Source organism: Streptomyces sp. NPDC050211 (assembly GCF_040656035.1).
In the GTDB taxonomy this organism is placed as follows: Bacteria; Actinomycetota; Actinomycetes; order Streptomycetales; family Streptomycetaceae; genus Streptomyces.
Window position 1 is genome coordinate 1 of record NZ_JBFALC010000088.1, and the last position, 16,729, is coordinate 16,729.

A 16,729-nucleotide genomic window follows, 5' to 3' on the forward strand; every position below is an offset into this window, starting at 1 on the left:
CCTTCCGGCGCCTTGCGATCGCACGCACCAGACGCCGCGCGCTGATCCGGCCGGGGATGTGACACCGGCTCTGAGCACCCCCATCCGCTGAAGGCCGCCGCGCGTCATCGGCGGCCCGGATTCCCCCCCCCTCGTCAGCTCCACGTAGCCGAGTAATAGCGCTGGTAGGCCTTGCGGTCCTGTTCCGCGCGGATGTATCGCGTGGCCACCAGCGCGATCAGGCTGCCGCCCATGACCAGCAGGCCCGGGCCGATGTTCCGGGGATTCGCGAGCCGCGACAGCAGCGTCGACGCGTCCACGATGCCCTCCACCGGAGCCGACGACCCGGGCGACGCATCGCCGGGAGCGATCGCGCCCTGCGAGCCACCGGCACCGGCGGACGGCTCCGCCGACGGCGAAGCGCTCTGGCCGCCGCCTGCCGGAGCGGCCACCAGCAGCTTCAGGCCGAGCTCGCCCAGCGCCTTCGTCACCGGCTGGAAGAACGTCGTACCGCCCGACGTGCAGTCGCCGCTGCCGCCCGAGGTCACGCCCAGGGCGACTCCCTCGGAGAACATCGGCCCGCCGCTGTCACCGGCTTCGGCGCATACGTTCGTCTCGATCAGGCCGCTGACCGTGCCCTCCGGGTAGTTGACCGTCGCGTTGACCGCGGTCACCTCACCGTCCTGGAGCCCGGTCGTGCTGCCGCTGCGGAACACCTTCTGCCCGACGGACGCCTCGCCCAGGCCGGTGATCCGCACGCCCCGCCCCTCGCCGATGGAGACGACGTCGGCGCCGTCGCCCGCGCGGCCGTTGGCGTACTGCACCAGCGAGTAGTCGTCGCCGGGGAAGCTCTGCGTGGTCGTCCTGCCCACCTGCTCATTGCCTCGGTTGTCGGAGAACCAGACGGAACCGGTGGGCCCGCAGTGCCCCGCGGTGAGGATGAAGTCGCGCTGTCCGTCGGTCACGTTGAAGCCCGCGGAGCAGCGGCCCGCGGTGGACAGGATCGGCTGCGCCCCGTTGATGCGGGTCGTGAAGGTGCCCTCGGTGCGCTCCATGCGCACCGAGCCGCCGATGGCGTCGGCGATCTCGTTCAGCTCGTTCCAGTCGGCGGTGGAGACGGTCCTGTCGGCGCGCACCACGACCTCGTTGGACCGGTAGTCCACGGCCCACGCCGTGCCGGGCACCTTGGGCGTCGAACCCAGCGTCGACGTGGCCGACTTGAGGTCGCGCATGCTGTAGCGCACCATCTTGGCCTCGGCCCCCGCCCGCTTCACCTCGGCGGCGGCCTCCTCGTCGGTGACCGCGACGACCGACCGGCCCTGGGCGTCGACCCAGCTGCCCGCCGTACGGGTCGTACCGAGCCGGGACACCAGCCCAGTGCCCGTGTCGCCCGCGGCCTGCGCCAACGTACGTGGCAGTTCGGCGCCGTCGGACGGCTCACTCGCCACCGCCCGCGTCACCATCGTGCCTCCCAGGAGGAGTCCGCCGACCGCCGCCAGACGTGCCACTCGCCGGACGACCCGTCGTCGTGCGTGCCTCATGCATGGCTCCCGAACCAGAACAACGCGGTGTCAACACCACGGGACACTCCGTCAGTTGAGCGCCCTCCCTAGGTACGTGGCTCAGCCCCGGGGCGTTCAGAGGATCGGGGATCCTCTCAGTGCGCGCGGCTCGCCCATGCTGTCGTCCACCGGTCCCAGCCGGGCCCAGCTGCGCTCGTCGCCCCAGATGGACGCCGCGTCCACGTACGGGCGTACCAGCGCCGTGAGGACGGGGTCGCCGTGTCCGTTCAGCTCGTCGGAGGCGATCTTGCGGGCGATCCCGGCGAGGAAGTCGGCCAGCTGCACGCGGGGATCCAGCCCCGCCTGGACGAGCCGCAGCCCGCCGAGCCCGAACCCGGTCTGCCTCGCCGACTCCTCGATCCAGGCGATGCGGTCCGGCGTGAGCATGTTCTGCCGGTCGTGGACCAGCCGCACCATCCGGCCGCCCGCGCTCCAGTACGCGGCGGTGTGGACGATCGCGGGCAGCAGCGGATTGAGCAGGGGAATCAGGGTCGGACCGTCGAGAATTCCCGCCCGATAGGCATCCGCCCGGGACCGGGCCGCCGCGAGCCGTTCCAGGTTTCCCGCCAGTTCCGTACCGGAATGTGCTCGCAGCAGTCCGTGGACCGTGCGGAAGAACGTCTCGACCGGCAGCTGCGGCTCTCCGTCGTTCCTGACCCGCAGCAATTGGTTCGCCGCCTCGAGGAATTCCCGCCAGCCGTCCTCCCCGAAAGTCCGAGGCCCCTGCCGGAACAGCGTGACGGCCGCGGAGCTGTCGCCGAGCAGCAGGTCCACGGCCCGGTCCACGACGAAGAACGCCTTCTCGGTGAGATGCACATGCGCGTGACCATGGATCGGGCCCGAGGGCGCGAGCAGCCATTCCAGGACCGCGCGGTGTTTCTCCCGCAGGAGATGGTTCGCCTTGTACTCCTCCGCGGGCGAACGGATCCGGTCTCTTATCTCCTGCACGAATCCGGCCGCGGAATCCATGGGCAGCAGCACACTGCCGTGCGCGAAGACATCGGTGTTCCCGCCGGTGAGATTCTCCCCGTCCGACCCCGACTCGTCGCAGGCCACCTCGGGAATACCGTCGACCGCCACCGTCCGCCCCCCGTGATTCCACGTCACGCCACAGCCCCCTATCTTGTGCTCCATGACCAGGATCCCGCACGAAACGTCCGGTGGGCCGAATCCGCTGCAAGCCCTCACTCTCGACCGTCTCCGACGCCGTACGAGCATGAAATGGCGCACCTACCCCGACGACGTGCTGCCGCTGTGGGTGGCCGAGATGGACGTGCCGGTCGCCGAACCCGTCGTCCGCGCGATCACCGACGCGCTCACGCTGGGGGACACCGGCTATCCCGCGGGCACCGCCTACGCCGAGGCGCTCGCCGACTTCGCCGACAAGCGGTGGGGCTGGGACGGGCTCGCCGTGGAGCGCACCGCGATCGTGCCCGATGTGATGCTGGGCGTCGTCGAGATGCTCAAACTGGTCACCGGCCCCGGGGATGCGGTGGTGGTGAATTCACCCGTGTATCCGCCGTTCTTCCAGTTCGTGGAGCACATGGACCGACGGGTGCTGCAGGCCCCGCTGGGTGCGGACCTGCGGATCGACCTCGGCACGCTGGAGGAGGTCTTCCGGCAGGCGGTCACGGACGGTCGACGCGCCGCCTACCTGCTGTGCAGCCCGCACAACCCGACCGGCACGGTGCACACCGCCGACGAACTGGCCGCGATCGCCCATCTCGCCAACCGGTACGGCGTGCGCGTCGTCGCCGACGAGATCCACGCGCAGCTCGTCGCCGGCGGCGTCGACTTCGTGCCGTATCTCAGCGTGCCGGGCGGCGAGTACGGCCTGTCGCTGATGTCGGCCTCGAAGGCGTGGAACCTGGCCGGGCTCAAGGCCGCGCTCGCGATCGCTGGCCCCGCTGCCGCCGCCGACCTCGCCCGGCTTCCCGAGGAGGTCAGCCACGGTCCGAGCCACCTCGGCGTCATCGCCCACACCGCCGCCCTGCGCGACGGCACCGCCTGGCTGGACGCGCTGCTCGCCGGCCTCGACGACAACCGGCGTCTGCTCGCCGACCTGCTGACCGAGCACCTCCCCGCGATCAGCTACCGCCCCGGCGAGGCCACCTACCTGGCCTGGCTCGACTGCCGTCCGCTCGGCCTCGGGGACGACCCGGCGCAGGTTTTCCTTGAGCGCGGGCGCGTGGCGCTGAACTCGGGGATCCCCTTCGGCACGGGCGGGGCGGGACACGTACGCCTGAATCTGGCGACGTCGCCGGAGGTGCTGGAGGAGGCGATACGACGGATGGCGGCGGCGTCGGGGTGAGGTGACCGGCCTAGACTCGCCGTCATGGACGACACGGCGTTGGAGCGGCTCGGTGCGGGCCAGTACCTGCTGATCACCAGCTATCGCAGGAACGGCACCCCGGTCGCCACCCCGGTGTGGGTGGTGCGCGACGGGGACACGCTCGGCGTCTGGACCCCCGCCGACTCCTGGAAGGTCAAGCGGATCCGGGCGCGCGGCGATGTCCTCGTCGGCCCCTGCGATCTGCGCGGGAACCCGACCGGCGACCAGATCCCGGCCACCGCCGAGATCTGCGACGAGGCCACCACCGCCCGCTACCGCACACTCCTCGCCCGCAAGTACGGCATCGTCGGGCGCCTCACCCTGCTCGGAAGCAGGATGAGGCGCGGCCTGAAGGGAACCGTCGGCATCCGAGTGACGCCGACTCCCTGACGTGGCCGACTAGGACGCGTCCAGCACCGTCCCGCTGATCACCGCCCCGTCGCTCTGCGGCTCACCGGAGTCGTCGGCCTGCCGGAAGTGGACCGACTCCTCGGGCTCGGGCGCCGTGTCCTTGAGTGTGGGCAGGGACACGTCGACGGAGGTCTGTCCTGCCGGGACGTTCATCCAGAAGTACAGGCCCTCCAGCTGGGAGAGGGGGCGTTCCGGGTCCGGTGACTCTCCCGAGTACTCCTCGAGCCACCGCGGGTCGACGTCCTTCGTGGACAGCTCGGCGCCACCGGTCACCGGCTCCACGCGGAACAGGGGCCAGATCTCCACGTCGGCTGGCTCGGACAGGGTCACCCGCCACTTCAGCGGCTGGCCCTCGGCCACCCGGTCGGCGACCGGCGTGACACCGATCGTCGGCGCGGGGTCGTCGTTCGCCGCGGTCACGCCGCCCCGGTACGAGCCGATCACCGAGTTCCGGACCGCCTTCACCAGCACGTCGTGCGTCACGTCGTACGAGAAGCGGGTGTTCCCCTCGACCTTCACCGGTACGTCGATGTCGTTGCCGCCGGGCCGTACCGTGACGAGCCGTTCCTCGCTGTTCCCGGTGTCCGGGTTCACGACGTACACCCGGACCTGGCCGCTGCCCTGTCCGGACACCCGCACGGGCACCCGGTAGGTGCGCACGCCCGAGTCGCCCTCGTCCACGGTGAGGCGGCCGATGTCGACGCGCGGCAGCGTGGCCTCGCGGACCGCGGGGGTGCCGGGGCGCCAGCCCCAGGCGTCCATCAGCCAGGCCTTCCCGGATCCGGAACGCGGCGTCAGCTGCAGGGAGTTGATGTGCCGCAGATCGAGATCGGCGCGGGCGGCTGCCGCCAGGGATACGCGGACCTCGCGGGCCCAGTACGAGGCGGTCCGCTCACTGCCGGGCAGCCCGTCCACGCGAACCCGGCCCAGAGTGGCCCGCCGCCCGGAGGTGTCGGTGATGGCCACGTCCAGCTGGGTGCCGGTGGTGTTCGGCGGCACGATCACACGCAGCGTCAGTCCCTTGGCCCCGCCGAGGGACAGCGGCTTGTCGGTCCGCACCCGGGCCGGGGCCCCCGGCTCGGACCAGCGCAGCGCCACCGCACGGCGCCCGGACTCCGGTCCTGTCTCCCAGGACGCGAAGTGCGGGGAGGCGCCCGGGGTTTCACGGTCCAGGCAGGCCACGGCCGGGTCGGGGTCGGTGACGGAGCACAGCTTCCCGCCGGTGACGGACACCTTGCCGCTGTCCGGCAGGAACCCGGCACGGCGGTTCGCGCCGACCGCGTGCGTGAGGACGCGCGCGGGGTCCGCCGAGGGCGCCCGCTTGCCCGAGCCGTCCAGCAGCGGCCGTACCCGGTCGTCACCGGCGACGAACAGCCTGGCCGCCGCCGCGATGTACGTGGCGCCCGCCTTGTGCTGCTGGTCGGCCGTCAGCCGGGTCCGGGTGCCCGGCGAGCACACCGGGTCCGGCTGCTCCTCGTCGTCGTAGAAGTCGTCGTCCGCGGGCGCCTGGGCCTGGCCCGGCGTCCACTCGCTGTTGAAGAAGTTGTGGTTGGCGCCGACCACGTAGACGGCGCTGTGCAGTGCGGTGCCCCGGCTGACGCCGCGGGTGCCGTCGACGTACACCTCGCCCTGGAGATCGGAGACATCGCCGTCACAGCCCGGCAGGATCGTCAGGGACGGCACATCGGGGACCGGGTTCTGGCCGAAGATCGTCGGGCCGATGAGCACGGTGCCGCGGATGTGCCAGCGCACCCGGCCGTGGTAGCCGTCCTGCTGGGCGGGCGGCGGGTAGAGGCTGTCCATCGCGGCCCGGTTGACGCCCTCGCCGCCGCGTGAGTGCCCGACCAGCAGAACCCGCGAGAGGTCCGTCTTCGGGGCCTTGCGTACGATCGCCGGGGCCGCGTCCGGGTGTCCGGCCCAGTCGGCCCAGCGGGCGAGATGCTGCCGCACCAGCGACGAACGGGCCTGCGCGCCGCCGTCCTCGGCCGCGAAGTCCTGGCCGTTGACGCCGTTGGCCGAGATCGACACCGTCACATAGCCCTGCGAGGCCAGCAGCTTCTGGTCGCGCAGATAACCGCGGTAGCTCGGAATCGACTTCATGCCGGCCGGGCAGGGCCAGTCGCCGGTGACATCCTCGTTGCCCTTGTAGCAGGTGCCATGACGGCCGTGCAGGAAGAGTGCGAGCGGACGCTTGCCGGTGGCGCCGGTCGGTGCCACCACGACGGCCTGCATCTCCACGGGCTGCGGGAAGTCGGGCAGCTTCACGGAGTCGAGCTTGTACTCGCCGGTGACCGTCCGGTACGAGCCCGGCTTGCCCGGGTCGACGGAGTTCGCCGGTGCGGCCGGCGGGTTCGCCACCGCCGGGGAACGCCGGTCCTGCCGCTCCTCCTCGGCGACCCCGGCCGCGTCCAACCGCTTTCCGCCGGACAGGACTTGAAGGTCCTTCGCGGCGTTCAGCGGTGCGGCGTCGAGGTTCAGCCGGAACGTACGGCCGTCCCTGCCGGGCACCGGTCTGCCCAGCAGCCGGTCGCCGTCGTAGAACTCGACCCGCGCGTCACCCATGGGTACCGGCTGGGCCGACCGCCACACCAACTGCCGGTCCTGGCCCTCACCGGTGACCTGCCAGCCCGGTGGAAGGTCCGCCGACACCGAGAGCGGGGCCGGTCCGGCCGGCCGCGCCTGCGCCAGTCCTGGTGTTGCCCCTACCACTGCGAGCACCGCCGCAGCGGTCACCCATATTCGCCGGGCACGTAACAACGTTGTCCTCCTCCGCACTGGGCCAGGGCCCTCCGGCTGCTCCGGAAGGCCCTCACGCCACGGAGGACGGCGTGTGGGGTCTGTGGGTTGCCTGTGAAGAGGGGACAAGCGGGGGCGGGGAAGCAGGAGTTGGTCCAGGACTGGCCGGGACTGTGGGCGGGAAGGGGTTTGATCATGAGCCGATCAACTCCCCTGCGCGCGGCCGTCGTCGGTACCGGCCACCGCGCCCAGACCTTCACCCGCGCACTCGCCGAACGCCCCGGCCACCGGATCGTCGCCCTGTGCGACACCAACCCCACGCGGATGGCCTTCCACAACCGGCTGTTGACCGCCGCCGGCGAACCGCCCGCCACCCAGTGGGAACCCGAGCAGTTCACCGACCTGCTCGCCAAGGAGGACATTGACGAGGTCGTCGTCACCACCGTCGACGCCGAGCACGACCGCTACATCGTCCCCGCGCTGAAGGCGGGCTGCCGGGTCGTCACCGAGAAGCCGATGACCGTCGACGCACAGCGCTGCGCCCGCATCCTGGACACCGTCCGGGAGACGGGCAACTCCCTCACCGTCGCCTTCAACTACCGCTTCAACCCCGTCCACGAGAAGGTGCGCACTCTGCTCGCGGACGGCGCGATCGGCGAGATCCTGTCCGTCCACTTCGAGTGGCTGCTCGACGTACGCCACGGCGCCGACTACTTCCGCCGCTGGCACCGGGAGAAGCGGCACAGCGGCGGACTCATGGTGCACAAGTCCTCGCACCACTTCGACCTGGTCAACTGGTGGCTCGCCGACCAGCCCGCCGAGGTCTTCGGCTACGGCCGGCTCGGCTTCTACGGCCATGAGGCGGGCGCCCGTCACGGACTGCGCCGGGAGTACGAGCGCGCCCACGGCGCCGAAGCAGCCGCCGACGACCCCTTCGCCCTGGACCTCGCGGCCAACGACACCCTGCGCGCGCTCTATCTCGACGCGGAACAGGACGACGGCTACCTCCGCGACCGCAACGTCTTCGGCGGACCGATCACCATCGAGGACGACATGGCCGTCCTCGTGCGCTACCTGCGGGGCGCCACGATGACCTACCACCTCACGGCCTACTCCCCGTGGGAGGGCTACCGGGTCATGTTCAACGGCAGCGCCGGCCGCCTGGAACTCGAGGTCGAGGAGAGCAACTGGCAGCCGCCGGTGACCCGGATCGCCTCCCACACCGGCGCCCTGCACGGGGACACGGCCGCGGAGCACGCGGGCGGGGTGCGGCTCAGCCTGCGTCCGTTGTGGCAGCCGCCGCAGGAGATCGACGTAGAGACCGCGCACGAGGCCCACGGCGGGGGAGACCCACGCATGCTGGCCGCGCTCTTCGGGCCGGTCCGCCCCGGGGATCCGGCGCCCGGCGGCTTGGCGGCGGCACGGCCGGCCACGGAACGGGACGGGGCGCTGGCTCTGGCGGTCGGACTCGCCGCCAACTCATGCTTCGAGACGGGGCGGCCGGTGGCGGTGCGGGACCTGATACCCGGTCTGTACGGCGAGTCGTAGCGGCTGTGGCCGAGCGTCAGCTCCAGGCGCGGTACGGCTCGTCGACCAGTTGGAACACGGGCTCGCCGCGGACGGGGTCCTTGGCCGTCGACAGGCGGACCCGGTCGCCGCTGTGGATGCCGATCGGCGGGCCGATGACCCTGCCGCGCACCACGAACCCCTCGGCCATCTCGACCAGGGACACATTGCGTGCGGCGGGGGTGTTGCGGTGCACCACGGACGAGTGGCGGACCGTACCGACGCCCTCGCTGCGCTCGGTGCGCAGGTCGCTGCCCTGGCAGACCGGACAGAGCAGACGGTGGTACATGGCGGTGCCGCACCAGGTGCAGCGCTGGTAGAGGAGGGCATCCGCGTCGCGAGGCGCGGGGTCGAGTACGCCCGCCGCGGAGCCGGCTGTCGGACGAGCAACGCTTCCTGAGTGGTGGTACACGCTGGTCAACTCCCTGCACTCGGCCGGAATCCCACGTGCGCGGGTCGCCCGTGCACGCACGTGCCCGGTTCACCGTGCCACCGTGCACAGCCTCAGCGTATGGCACTGAGTGCCACTCGTAAAGGTACTGAGTGCCCCTGGATGTGGAAGGGGTGTGAATCAGTCGCGTCCGAGCGTGGACTCGATCTCCTGGACGACTCGCCACAGGGGCGCTCCCCGGCGGGAGACGACGACCACGACGTCCTCCGGCTGCTCGCCCGAGAGCGGGGCGGAAGGGGCGGGGGACGCGCCGAAGGCGGACTGCACGTACCCGAGCGCGTGATCCACGGCCGAGTCCGCGTCGTCCTGGCCGTCCGAACGCAGCCAGGAGCGCAGGGCGTTGTTGTGCGCCGCGACCACGGCCGCCGCGATCACGTCGGCCTGCAGCGTCCCGTCCCGCCGGCCGGCGAACCGCCCGCGCAGATACTCGGCGAGGGCACGCTCGTAGCGCCACACCACGGACAGCTCGTACGCCCTCAGCCCCGGCACCTTCTTGGTGAGGCGGTAGCGCTGCACCGAGAAGGTTGGGTTCTCGGCATACATGCGCAGCACCAGCCGGGCCGCGTCGCAGACCCGTCGCACCGGCTCGTCGTCCTCGCCACTGGCGGCGAGGAAGGCCGTCGTGTCCGCCAGGCACCGTTCGTGGTCGGGGAAGACCACGTCCTCCTTCGAGGGGAAGTAACGGAAGAACGAGCGCCGCCCCACCCCCGCCAGCGCCACGATGTCGTCGACGGTGGTCTGCTCGTAGCCCCGCTCCAGGAACAACTGGAAGGCCGCCGCGACCAGGGCGTCCCGCATGGGCGGTTTCACGGTGGAGCTCATGGTCGGGAACGTAGCACTCGACCCGGGGGCGTGGCACTCAGTGCGCTGCGGAGGGGGAACTGAGTGCGCTCCGGAAACTAAGTGGCTGACAGATCGACATCGCGGCGGTTACGGTGTCGGGGATGAAGACCTTCTCCTCGTACGGATTGGGGGAATCATTCGCGCACGGTGAGTGCTGATGGCACATCACTTCGCGAACGAGATTCCGTCCCGCCTGTTGATGTGGCAGCGCGTGCGCGAGTACGCCGTGCCACCGTCCATGATCGAAACCGCGACCGCACGGCGTGCCGTCGGTGACTGGGCGGGGGCCTGCGCCGCCGCCCGTGTCGACGTCGATCTCGATCTGCACGCCGTGCGCGCCCGCCACGGCATCGATCTCGTCACCCGCCTCCGTGCGGATCTGCGCCGACTGGCACCGGATCTGCTCCGCTGGCACATGCCCCGGATCGCCCCCGACGGACGGCTCCGGCCCGGCCTCACCATCTGTCTGGCCCGTTACCGGAGTTCGGGCGCCACGCCGGTGCAACTGGTGGTGCGTACACCGCCGGCCTGGGCGGACGCCGGACAGCGGATGTCGCTGGCCCTGTGGGAAGGGTCCGGAACCGGCGCCCCCGGGCACCATCCGCATCCCCATCCCGACCGGCGTTTCCGGCTCGACCTGCACCGGCATCTCTGGGATGCCGGACTGAGCGGCGAACTGGCGCGTCGGTGCGGTGCGGGCGATGGCCCGTGGGCTGTGGACGGCTGGGCTGCCGAGGCGGAGTCGCTGTTGCGGGCCGAAGGGCTCCCACGCGGGGCCTTCACCGTGCGGCTCGGTGCGCGCAGACACGCCGTGCTCGAACTCGTCGCCCCCGACGACAGCCATGCCCCGACGCTCCGGCCGCTGCGTGAGGCGGTGACGCCGCAGGAGGTCGCGGGGCTTCCGGTGCTGCCGGAGGTCGCGGCCCGGGTCCTTCCGGATCTGGAACTGCTGCGGGCCGGGCTGGTCACGGCCGAACGGCTGCATCCGCTCGTCGCCTCGGCACTGGAGGCATCCGGCTCGGTGACGGTGCCTGTGTCGGGGCGGGCACCGGGACCCGACCTCCGCGATCCGCACCGAGTGCGGTGCCGGGGCGAGGTCCACCGGATCGCGCTGCGGGACGGCGTGCTGACGGCGATCGATCACGACCCGGCTCAACTACGCCGGGAAGAGCTGCTGGTGGCCCTCGGCGGACCGGCGCTGCCCTGCCTGCGGGCGATCGACGCGGTGCACCGCGACCCGGAGGCACTGCCCGCGGTCCGGGAGCGGCTCGGCCACGGTGACGTCGCCGGGGCACTGGCCGTGGTCGAGGGGCTGCTCGGTCCCGCCGCGGTCCTGCGCGACGGACCGCTGCGGGAGGCCTTGGAGTCGGCTGCGGCCCGCCGCATCGACCACGGGCTCTACCGCTCTGGGCTGGCCGGTGCGGGCGCCGCCGGAGAAGAGACCGCCCCGGACGTGCGGCACGCGGACCACCGTCCCCGGCTCGACCGCCGTACGCCGCCCGCAACGCGCCGCAAGCGCAGCAGCCGATCCCGGCCCCGCACCGGCCTGTTCTGCTGACCGGCCGCCCTCACCGAAGTCCCTTTCCCGCACCGCGCGTTCCGCGCGCACGCCCACGCCATCCCGGACGGGCCGTCCCGTCCCCCGACCCACCCCAGGTGATGCCCATGACCTTCAGCACCGTCCTGCCCGCCCCCGCCCCCGTTCCGGCCGCCGGCACGTCCGCACTCACTCGCGCCGGCGCCTCCGCGACCGGAACCCATCTCGCCCTGGCCGATGACCTCCTGAGCCTCCTGCGGACGACCACCACCGAACCGCGCCCCGACGAGCAGCTCGAAGCGCTCACCCTGGCCGTCGCGGCCGACCTGCCCGTGCTGCTCTGGGGCGAGCCGGGCATCGGCAAGACCGCGGCCCTCACCCAGCTCGCCACCTCTCTCGACCTGCCGCTGACGACCGTGATCGCCAGTGTCCACGAGCCGTCCGACTTCTCCGGGCTGCCCATCGTGGGCGACGACCCGGCGGTGCGGGGGGTGCCGATGGCGCCGCCGCAGTGGGCCGTGGAACTCGTGCGGGCCGGACGGGGGCTGCTGTTCCTGGACGAACTCTCCACCGCCACCCCGGCCGTCCAGGCCGCGCTGCTCCGGGTCGTCCTGGAGCGGCGGGTCGGTGCGCTGCAACTGCCACCGGGGGTACGGATCGTGGCCGCCGCCAATCCGCGCGCGTCGGCGGCGGACGGGTGGGAGCTGAGCCCGCCCCTGGCCAATCGGTTCGTGCATCTGAACTGGGTGCACGACCGGGAGGTGGTGGTGCGCGGGCTGGGCGGGGTCTGGCCCCGGGCCGAGCTGCCCCGGCTGGTGCCGGAGCGGCTGCCGGAGGCGGTGGCCTTCGCCCGGCGCGCGGTCTGCGGCTTCCTGGAAGCCAGGCCGACGCTGATCCATCGGCTGCCGAGCACCGAGACGCGGCGCGGCGGCGCCTGGCCTTCGCCCCGGAGCTGGGAGGCCGCGTTGACCCTGCTGGCCTTCGGCACGGCCGCCTCCGTCTCCCGGGAGGTGCTGGCGCTGCTGGTGCGGGGTGCGGTGGGGGACGGTCCGGGGCTCGAACTCCTCGCCCATCTGGACCGGATGGACCTGCCGGACCCGGAGTCGCTGCTGGCCGACCCGGCCTCCGCCGAGCTGCCTGTGCGGGGAGATCTGCGTCAGGCGGCGCTGGAAGCGGTGGTGGCCGCCGTGGGGGCGCGGCCGGAGCGGGAGCGGTGGGAGGCGGGCTGGGCGGTGCTGGTACGCGCGTTGGAGACCGGCGCTGCCGACCTGCTGGTCGCCCCGGCGAAGACGCTGGCCGGGCTGCGGCGCGACGACTGGGAGGTGCCTCGGGCCGTGGAGCGGCTGGCCGGTGTCATCGGTCTCGCCGAGCGGGCGGACCGGTCGGTGGGCCGGAGCATGGCGGGGCGTGAACAGGGGGTGCGCCGATGACGGGGGCTGTGCGGCGCCCAGTGCCGCGCCCGATGTCCCCGCCCCCGCCACCGCGCCCGGTGCGGGCCACCGTGCCGCATCCGCCGGCCGGGGCGGGCACGCCGGAAGGCGGGCACGAACTGCCGCTCGACATGGAGAAGTTGCTGGCGGCCAGGCTCCACGCGGTGAAGGTCCGCCCCTATCTCGCCGCCGCGCTCTTCGCGCTGCACGTGGTGGAGGACCGGTCGGTGCCGACGATGGCGGTGGACGCGCACTGGCGCGTCTACGTCTCGCCCGGCTTCGTGGCGCGCATGCCGGTCGAGGAACTGGCGGGTGTCTGGGTGCACGAGGTCTCCCATCTGCTCCGGGACCACCACGGGCGGGGCGAGCGGTATGCGCGGGAGCACGAGGAGCACGGGCCGGGCGAGAGGCTGCGGCGGAACATCGCCGCCGACTTCGAGATCAACGACGACATCTACGGCGACGGTCTGCCCCTGCCGGTCGGGGCGGTCCTGCCGTCGCTGCTACGGCTGCCCGACGGGCTGCTGATGGAGGAGTACCTGCGGAGGGCGTCGATGACCGGGCTCACCGCGGACCTGGCCTGGCTGGACTGCGGCGGTGGTGCCGACGGGCAGCACCGGCCGTGGGAGCTGGGGCCGGACGGGGCGCACGGGCTGAGCAGGCAGCAGCGGGACGCGGTCCGCTTCCGGGTCGCCGAGGGGATCAAGGGCCGGCCGGGCGAGGTGCCGGACGGGTGGCGGCGATGGGCGGACGAGGCGTTCCATCCGCCGCAGCCGTGGCGGCAGTTGCTGGGGGCGGCGGTCCGTGCGGCGGCGGGGGCGCCGGGGGTGGGCGAGAACCACAGCTACCGTCGTCCGTCCCGGCGGTCGGCCGGTGTCCCCGGGGTGCTGCTGCCCAGCCTGCGCCGCACGCCGCCCCGGGTCTGCGTCGTGATCGACACCTCCGGCTCGGTGAGCGACGCCGAGCTGGGCAGCGCGCTGCTGGAGGTGGCGGCGATCTCACGGGCGGTGGGCGGGCGGCGCGACCTGGTCTCGGTGATCTCCTGCGACGCGGCGGCCGGGGTCGCCGTCCCGCTCTGCCGCGCCGAGAACATCGCCCTGATCGGCGGCGGGGGAACGGATCTGCGCTCCGGTTTCGCCCGGGCGCTCCGCTCGCGACACCGGCCGGACGTCATCGTCGCCCTGACGGACGGTCAGACGCCATGGCCCTCGGCGCAGCCCCCCTGCCGCACGATCGTCGGTCTCTTCCCCCGCCCCTCCCACGCCGTGAACGAGAGGAATCCCGACTACACCCCGGAAGCCCCGCCGCCCTGGGCGCATGTCGTCACCATCGGCTGAGAAGGCGCTGCGGGTGGACCGCGGCCCCCAGCAACTGCCGCCGTGGCTGCGGTGGATGGATCGCCTTGTCCGCCCGTGTGTCCCTTCGGGCACCAGCTCCCGCATCCGGTGCTGCCCGTCGGCACCACTGCCGCAATCCAGCTATGCCAGGTCCGCGGAGCCTCGCTGAACTTCCGGTGCGGCTGCCACGTATCACTCCACGGGGACCGCCCGGACCCCAGCGCACGGGACGGAAGGAGAAGAGCGGTGCCGACACCGTCCGAACCCCGGCAGCCGTACGACGACCGGCCACCCCTGGAACCGGTGCGCGTCGTGCGCCCCCGCCGCACCGACGCCCTCGCCGAACTGCTCAAGGACCTGCCGCCGAGAACCGGCGGCTTCGAGACCGTGCCCATGCCGGCGCCGCTGCCCGGATCCGAGGACTGGACGCAGGAACTTCCACCTGTCCGCGCCGACGAGGAGGACCGCCCCACGGGTCCCGGCCGTCGCGGAATGGGGCGACGCCACGCCGCCATGGCGGTCGCCGTGGCCGCTGCCGCCGTCATCGGTTTCGGCTGCGCCTTCCTGCTCCCCGACCGGACCGACGCCGACACGGCCGCCCCCACACCCGACGCCCCTCCCACGTCCGCCGCGCCTCCCACATCCGCCGCCCCGCCCGCCGCGGGCGGCGGCGCGGCCGTCGACCCCGACGGCGCCGGCACCCTCCGCGAAGGAGCGTCTGGCCCTGAGGTGACCGACCTCCAGGAGCGGCTGCTGCGCATCCCGGACGTCTACCAGGACGGTTCCACCAGCGGTCAGTACGACGCCGGCCTTACGGAGGCGGTGGCCCGCTTCCAGCTCTGGTACGGCATCCGGGGCGACGAGACCGGTGTCTACGGTGACGACACGCGCCGGAACCTGGAATCCCGTACCGGCACCGGCTGAACTCGCTCCTGCCGTCCGGCGGTCAGCGCGCGGAGGTGTCCACCAGGGCGTGGGTGACCGCCCGCACGCTGCGCGCGATGTGCTGCAGTTGGAGGACCTCCGCCGCGTACAGCTTGATCGTGTGCTCGATGACCGACTCCGGCAGACCGAGTGCGGGCAGATCGGCGCGCGCGGTCTGCAGGGCGGTGCGGGCGACGCGTATCTCGTGCTGGACCTGGATCTGCGCATGGCGGGCGAGCAGGACGGGGTGACGGATCAGGGCCGGGTAGCTGGCGTAGCGGGCCGGCACCAGTTCGCGCAGCCACTTGGCCGCCGAGCGCTCCCAGTCGTAGCTGCCGGGGGTCTTGACCTGGCAGGGCCAGTCCGGGCTGATGCGCGTGGTCGTCAAGGTCATGATCATCGCTTCCGGGTGTGCGGCGTCGTGAGGGGTGGTCCGACGGTTTTGGCGGCCCCGGCCTAGGGGATGGCCGGGGCCGCCGCGGGCGCTCGCGCAGGCGATGCCCGTTCGAACACCCTTGGCGCCGACGCGGGTGGGTGACGGCGGCTTCGGGCGTCCGGGTGTGAAGTATTTATATATGCCGTCCGCTTTGCAAGACGCATGAAAACATTCATGCGTAGTTTGGGGTGATTGGTGCCCTTGTGGCCTTCTGTGGGTGCTCAGTCCCTGAGGAAGAACTGGTGCTGGTCGGAGATCTGCTCGTACTCCTCGAGCCGTGCCTGGGTGCGCTCGGGGTCGGCGTCGGTCATCGCCTGCAGCAGCGCCGCCGCGATCACGCCGGGCGCGGCGTAGGAGTCGAAGACCAACCGGGAGCCGGTGCCGGTGGCGAAGGTGACGTCGGCCTCGTCGGCCACCGGCCCGAGCGCCAGGTCGGTGATCAGCGCGACCTTCAGTCCGGCGTTGCGCGCGACCTGTACGGCGTTGAGGGTCTCCTGCGCGTGCCGGGGCATCGAGAACGCCAGCACCCACGTGCCGCCCGCCTCACGGGACTGGAGCAGTGCGTCGTAGGCGACGCTGCCGCCCCGCGTCACCAGCCGCACATCCGGGTGCACCCGGCGGGCCGCATACGCGAAGTACTCGGCGAGGGACACCGAGATACGCAGACCCAGGACGGTCAGCGGCGTCGACTCCGACAGCTTGCGGCCGGTGTCGATCACCTGGCCGGGGTCGGCGAAGTCCCGGCGCAGGTTCTCCAGGTTCTCGATCTCGGCGTCGACGGCCGCCTGCAGCTCGTTGCCCTGGTTCTCCTCGGCCGCCGGGGGGCCGCCGGCGAGCGTGCCGAGCGCGATCGACTGGAGCTTCTCCCGTAGCGCGGGGTAACCGCTGAAGCCGACCGCCGCGGCGAACCGTGTCACCGAAGGCTGGCTCACGCCCACCCGCTCGGCGAGATCGGTGATCGAAAGGAACGCCGCTTCGGTGATGTGCTCGATCAGGTACTGGGCGATACGCCGCTGTCCCGGCGACAGCCGCGGCCGGTCGAACAGCGTCCTGAGCTGGGAACTCGGAGCGGCCTCCGCCTCCGGAGCCGACTTGCCCGAGGTGATCGCGGACGCCTGTGCACGTGCCTGCTGCGGCGATGGCACCGGTGCGCCTCCTTTGTCTCCCACAGTCGTTCAACATAGC

Annotated in this window: 14 protein-coding genes; 7 read left to right on the forward strand and 7 right to left on the reverse strand. The window is 72.3% G+C overall.

Annotated features, from left to right (window positions below; genetic code table 11):
• Window positions 1–134 precede the first annotated feature (134 nt).
• Window positions 135–1,520, reverse strand: a complete 1,386-nt coding sequence (locus AB0I98_RS44525) for a S1 family peptidase (RefSeq protein ID WP_362951793.1) — start codon at window positions 1,518–1,520, stop codon at window positions 135–137.
• Window positions 1,521–1,616: 96 nt separating this feature from the next.
• Window positions 1,617–2,648 carry a hypothetical protein gene (locus AB0I98_RS44530; RefSeq protein ID WP_362951794.1) on the reverse strand — a complete coding sequence of 344 codons (1,032 nt, stop codon included), beginning with the start codon at window positions 2,646–2,648 and terminating at the stop codon, window positions 1,617–1,619.
• Window positions 2,649–2,673: 25 nt separating this feature from the next.
• On the opposite strand from AB0I98_RS44530, the gene AB0I98_RS44535 reads away from it, so the two are divergent.
• Together AB0I98_RS44535 and AB0I98_RS44540 are read left to right on the forward strand one after the other, a co-directional pair.
• A complete protein-coding gene (locus tag AB0I98_RS44535; protein WP_362951795.1) occupies window positions 2,674–3,852 on the forward strand; it encodes a MalY/PatB family protein in 1,179 nt (392 codons plus the stop codon).
• A 24-nt stretch (window positions 3,853–3,876) separates the two neighbouring features.
• Window positions 3,877–4,263 (forward strand): PPOX class F420-dependent oxidoreductase, encoded by a 387-nt coding sequence (locus AB0I98_RS44540; protein WP_362951796.1) that lies wholly within the window; start codon window positions 3,877–3,879, stop codon window positions 4,261–4,263.
• A 9-nt stretch (window positions 4,264–4,272) separates the two neighbouring features.
• On the opposite strand, the gene AB0I98_RS44545 is transcribed toward AB0I98_RS44540, so the two are convergent.
• Window positions 4,273–7,041 carry a hypothetical protein gene (locus AB0I98_RS44545; RefSeq protein ID WP_362951797.1) on the reverse strand — a complete coding sequence of 923 codons (2,769 nt, stop codon included), beginning with the start codon at window positions 7,039–7,041 and terminating at the stop codon, window positions 4,273–4,275.
• A gap of 174 nt (window positions 7,042–7,215) precedes the next feature.
• Here AB0I98_RS44545 and AB0I98_RS44550 point away from each other — a divergent pair, with 174 nt between their 5' ends.
• Window positions 7,216–8,568: a Gfo/Idh/MocA family oxidoreductase gene (locus AB0I98_RS44550; protein WP_362951798.1), complete on the forward strand. Its 1,353-nt coding sequence runs from the start codon at window positions 7,216–7,218 to the stop codon at window positions 8,566–8,568.
• A 16-nt stretch (window positions 8,569–8,584) separates the two neighbouring features.
• On the opposite strand, the gene AB0I98_RS44555 is transcribed toward AB0I98_RS44550, so the two are convergent.
• Both AB0I98_RS44555 and AB0I98_RS44560 read right to left on the reverse strand, forming a co-directional pair.
• Window positions 8,585–8,998 (reverse strand): zinc ribbon domain-containing protein, encoded by a 414-nt coding sequence (locus AB0I98_RS44555; RefSeq protein ID WP_362951799.1) that lies wholly within the window; start codon window positions 8,996–8,998, stop codon window positions 8,585–8,587.
• Window positions 8,999–9,157: 159 nt separating this feature from the next.
• Window positions 9,158–9,835: a TetR family transcriptional regulator gene (locus AB0I98_RS44560; RefSeq protein WP_362951815.1), complete on the reverse strand. Its 678-nt coding sequence runs from the start codon at window positions 9,833–9,835 to the stop codon at window positions 9,158–9,160.
• Window positions 9,836–10,037: 202 nt separating this feature from the next.
• Here AB0I98_RS44560 and AB0I98_RS44565 point away from each other — a divergent pair, with 202 nt between their 5' ends.
• The 4 genes from AB0I98_RS44565 to AB0I98_RS44580 all read left to right on the forward strand — a co-directional run bounded on the left by AB0I98_RS44565 (window position 10,038) and on the right by AB0I98_RS44580 (window position 15,108).
• Window positions 10,038–11,438, forward strand: coding sequence for a hypothetical protein (locus AB0I98_RS44565; RefSeq protein WP_362951800.1), 1,401 nt, complete (start codon window positions 10,038–10,040; stop codon window positions 11,436–11,438).
• A 107-nt stretch (window positions 11,439–11,545) separates the two neighbouring features.
• Complete coding sequence (locus AB0I98_RS44570) at window positions 11,546–12,847, forward strand: MoxR family ATPase (RefSeq protein ID WP_362951801.1); 1,302 nt, start codon at window positions 11,546–11,548, stop codon at window positions 12,845–12,847.
• A gap of 131 nt (window positions 12,848–12,978) precedes the next feature.
• Window positions 12,979–14,184, forward strand: a complete 1,206-nt coding sequence (locus AB0I98_RS44575) for a VWA-like domain-containing protein (RefSeq protein ID WP_362951816.1) — start codon at window positions 12,979–12,981, stop codon at window positions 14,182–14,184.
• Window positions 14,185–14,430: 246 nt separating this feature from the next.
• Window positions 14,431–15,108: a peptidoglycan-binding domain-containing protein gene (locus AB0I98_RS44580; protein WP_362951802.1), complete on the forward strand. Its 678-nt coding sequence runs from the start codon at window positions 14,431–14,433 to the stop codon at window positions 15,106–15,108.
• A gap of 22 nt (window positions 15,109–15,130) precedes the next feature.
• Here the strand turns inward: AB0I98_RS44580 and AB0I98_RS44585 are convergent, their stop codons facing one another.
• Window positions 15,131–15,508 carry a hypothetical protein gene (locus AB0I98_RS44585; RefSeq protein ID WP_362951803.1) on the reverse strand — a complete coding sequence of 126 codons (378 nt, stop codon included), beginning with the start codon at window positions 15,506–15,508 and terminating at the stop codon, window positions 15,131–15,133.
• A gap of 257 nt (window positions 15,509–15,765) precedes the next feature.
• On the reverse strand, window positions 15,766–16,689 hold the full coding sequence (locus tag AB0I98_RS44590; protein WP_328350039.1) for a MurR/RpiR family transcriptional regulator: 924 nt from the start codon (window positions 16,687–16,689) through the stop codon (window positions 15,766–15,768).
• Between the last annotated feature and the right edge of the window lie 40 nt (window positions 16,690–16,729).

Excerpts from the sequence above, each read along its gene's own strand:
- AB0I98_RS44525 (WP_362951793.1), bottom strand. The coding sequence starts at position 1,520 with ATGAGGCACGCACGACGACGGGTCGTCCGGCGAGTGGCACGTCTGGCG.
- AB0I98_RS44535 (WP_362951795.1), top strand. The coding sequence starts at position 2,674 with ATGACCAGGATCCCGCACGAAACGTCCGGTGGGCCGAATCCGCTGCAA.
- AB0I98_RS44540 (WP_362951796.1), top strand. The coding sequence starts at position 3,877 with ATGGACGACACGGCGTTGGAGCGGCTCGGTGCGGGCCAGTACCTGCTG.
- AB0I98_RS44550 (WP_362951798.1), top strand. The coding sequence starts at position 7,216 with ATGAGCCGATCAACTCCCCTGCGCGCGGCCGTCGTCGGTACCGGCCAC.
- AB0I98_RS44560 (WP_362951815.1), bottom strand. The coding sequence starts at position 9,835 with ATGCGGGACGCCCTGGTCGCGGCGGCCTTCCAGTTGTTCCTGGAGCGG.
- AB0I98_RS44565 (WP_362951800.1), top strand. The coding sequence starts at position 10,038 with ATGGCACATCACTTCGCGAACGAGATTCCGTCCCGCCTGTTGATGTGG.
- AB0I98_RS44570 (WP_362951801.1), top strand. The coding sequence starts at position 11,546 with ATGACCTTCAGCACCGTCCTGCCCGCCCCCGCCCCCGTTCCGGCCGCC.
- AB0I98_RS44575 (WP_362951816.1), top strand. The coding sequence starts at position 12,979 with ATGGAGAAGTTGCTGGCGGCCAGGCTCCACGCGGTGAAGGTCCGCCCC.
- AB0I98_RS44585 (WP_362951803.1), bottom strand. The coding sequence starts at position 15,508 with ATGATCATGACCTTGACGACCACGCGCATCAGCCCGGACTGGCCCTGC.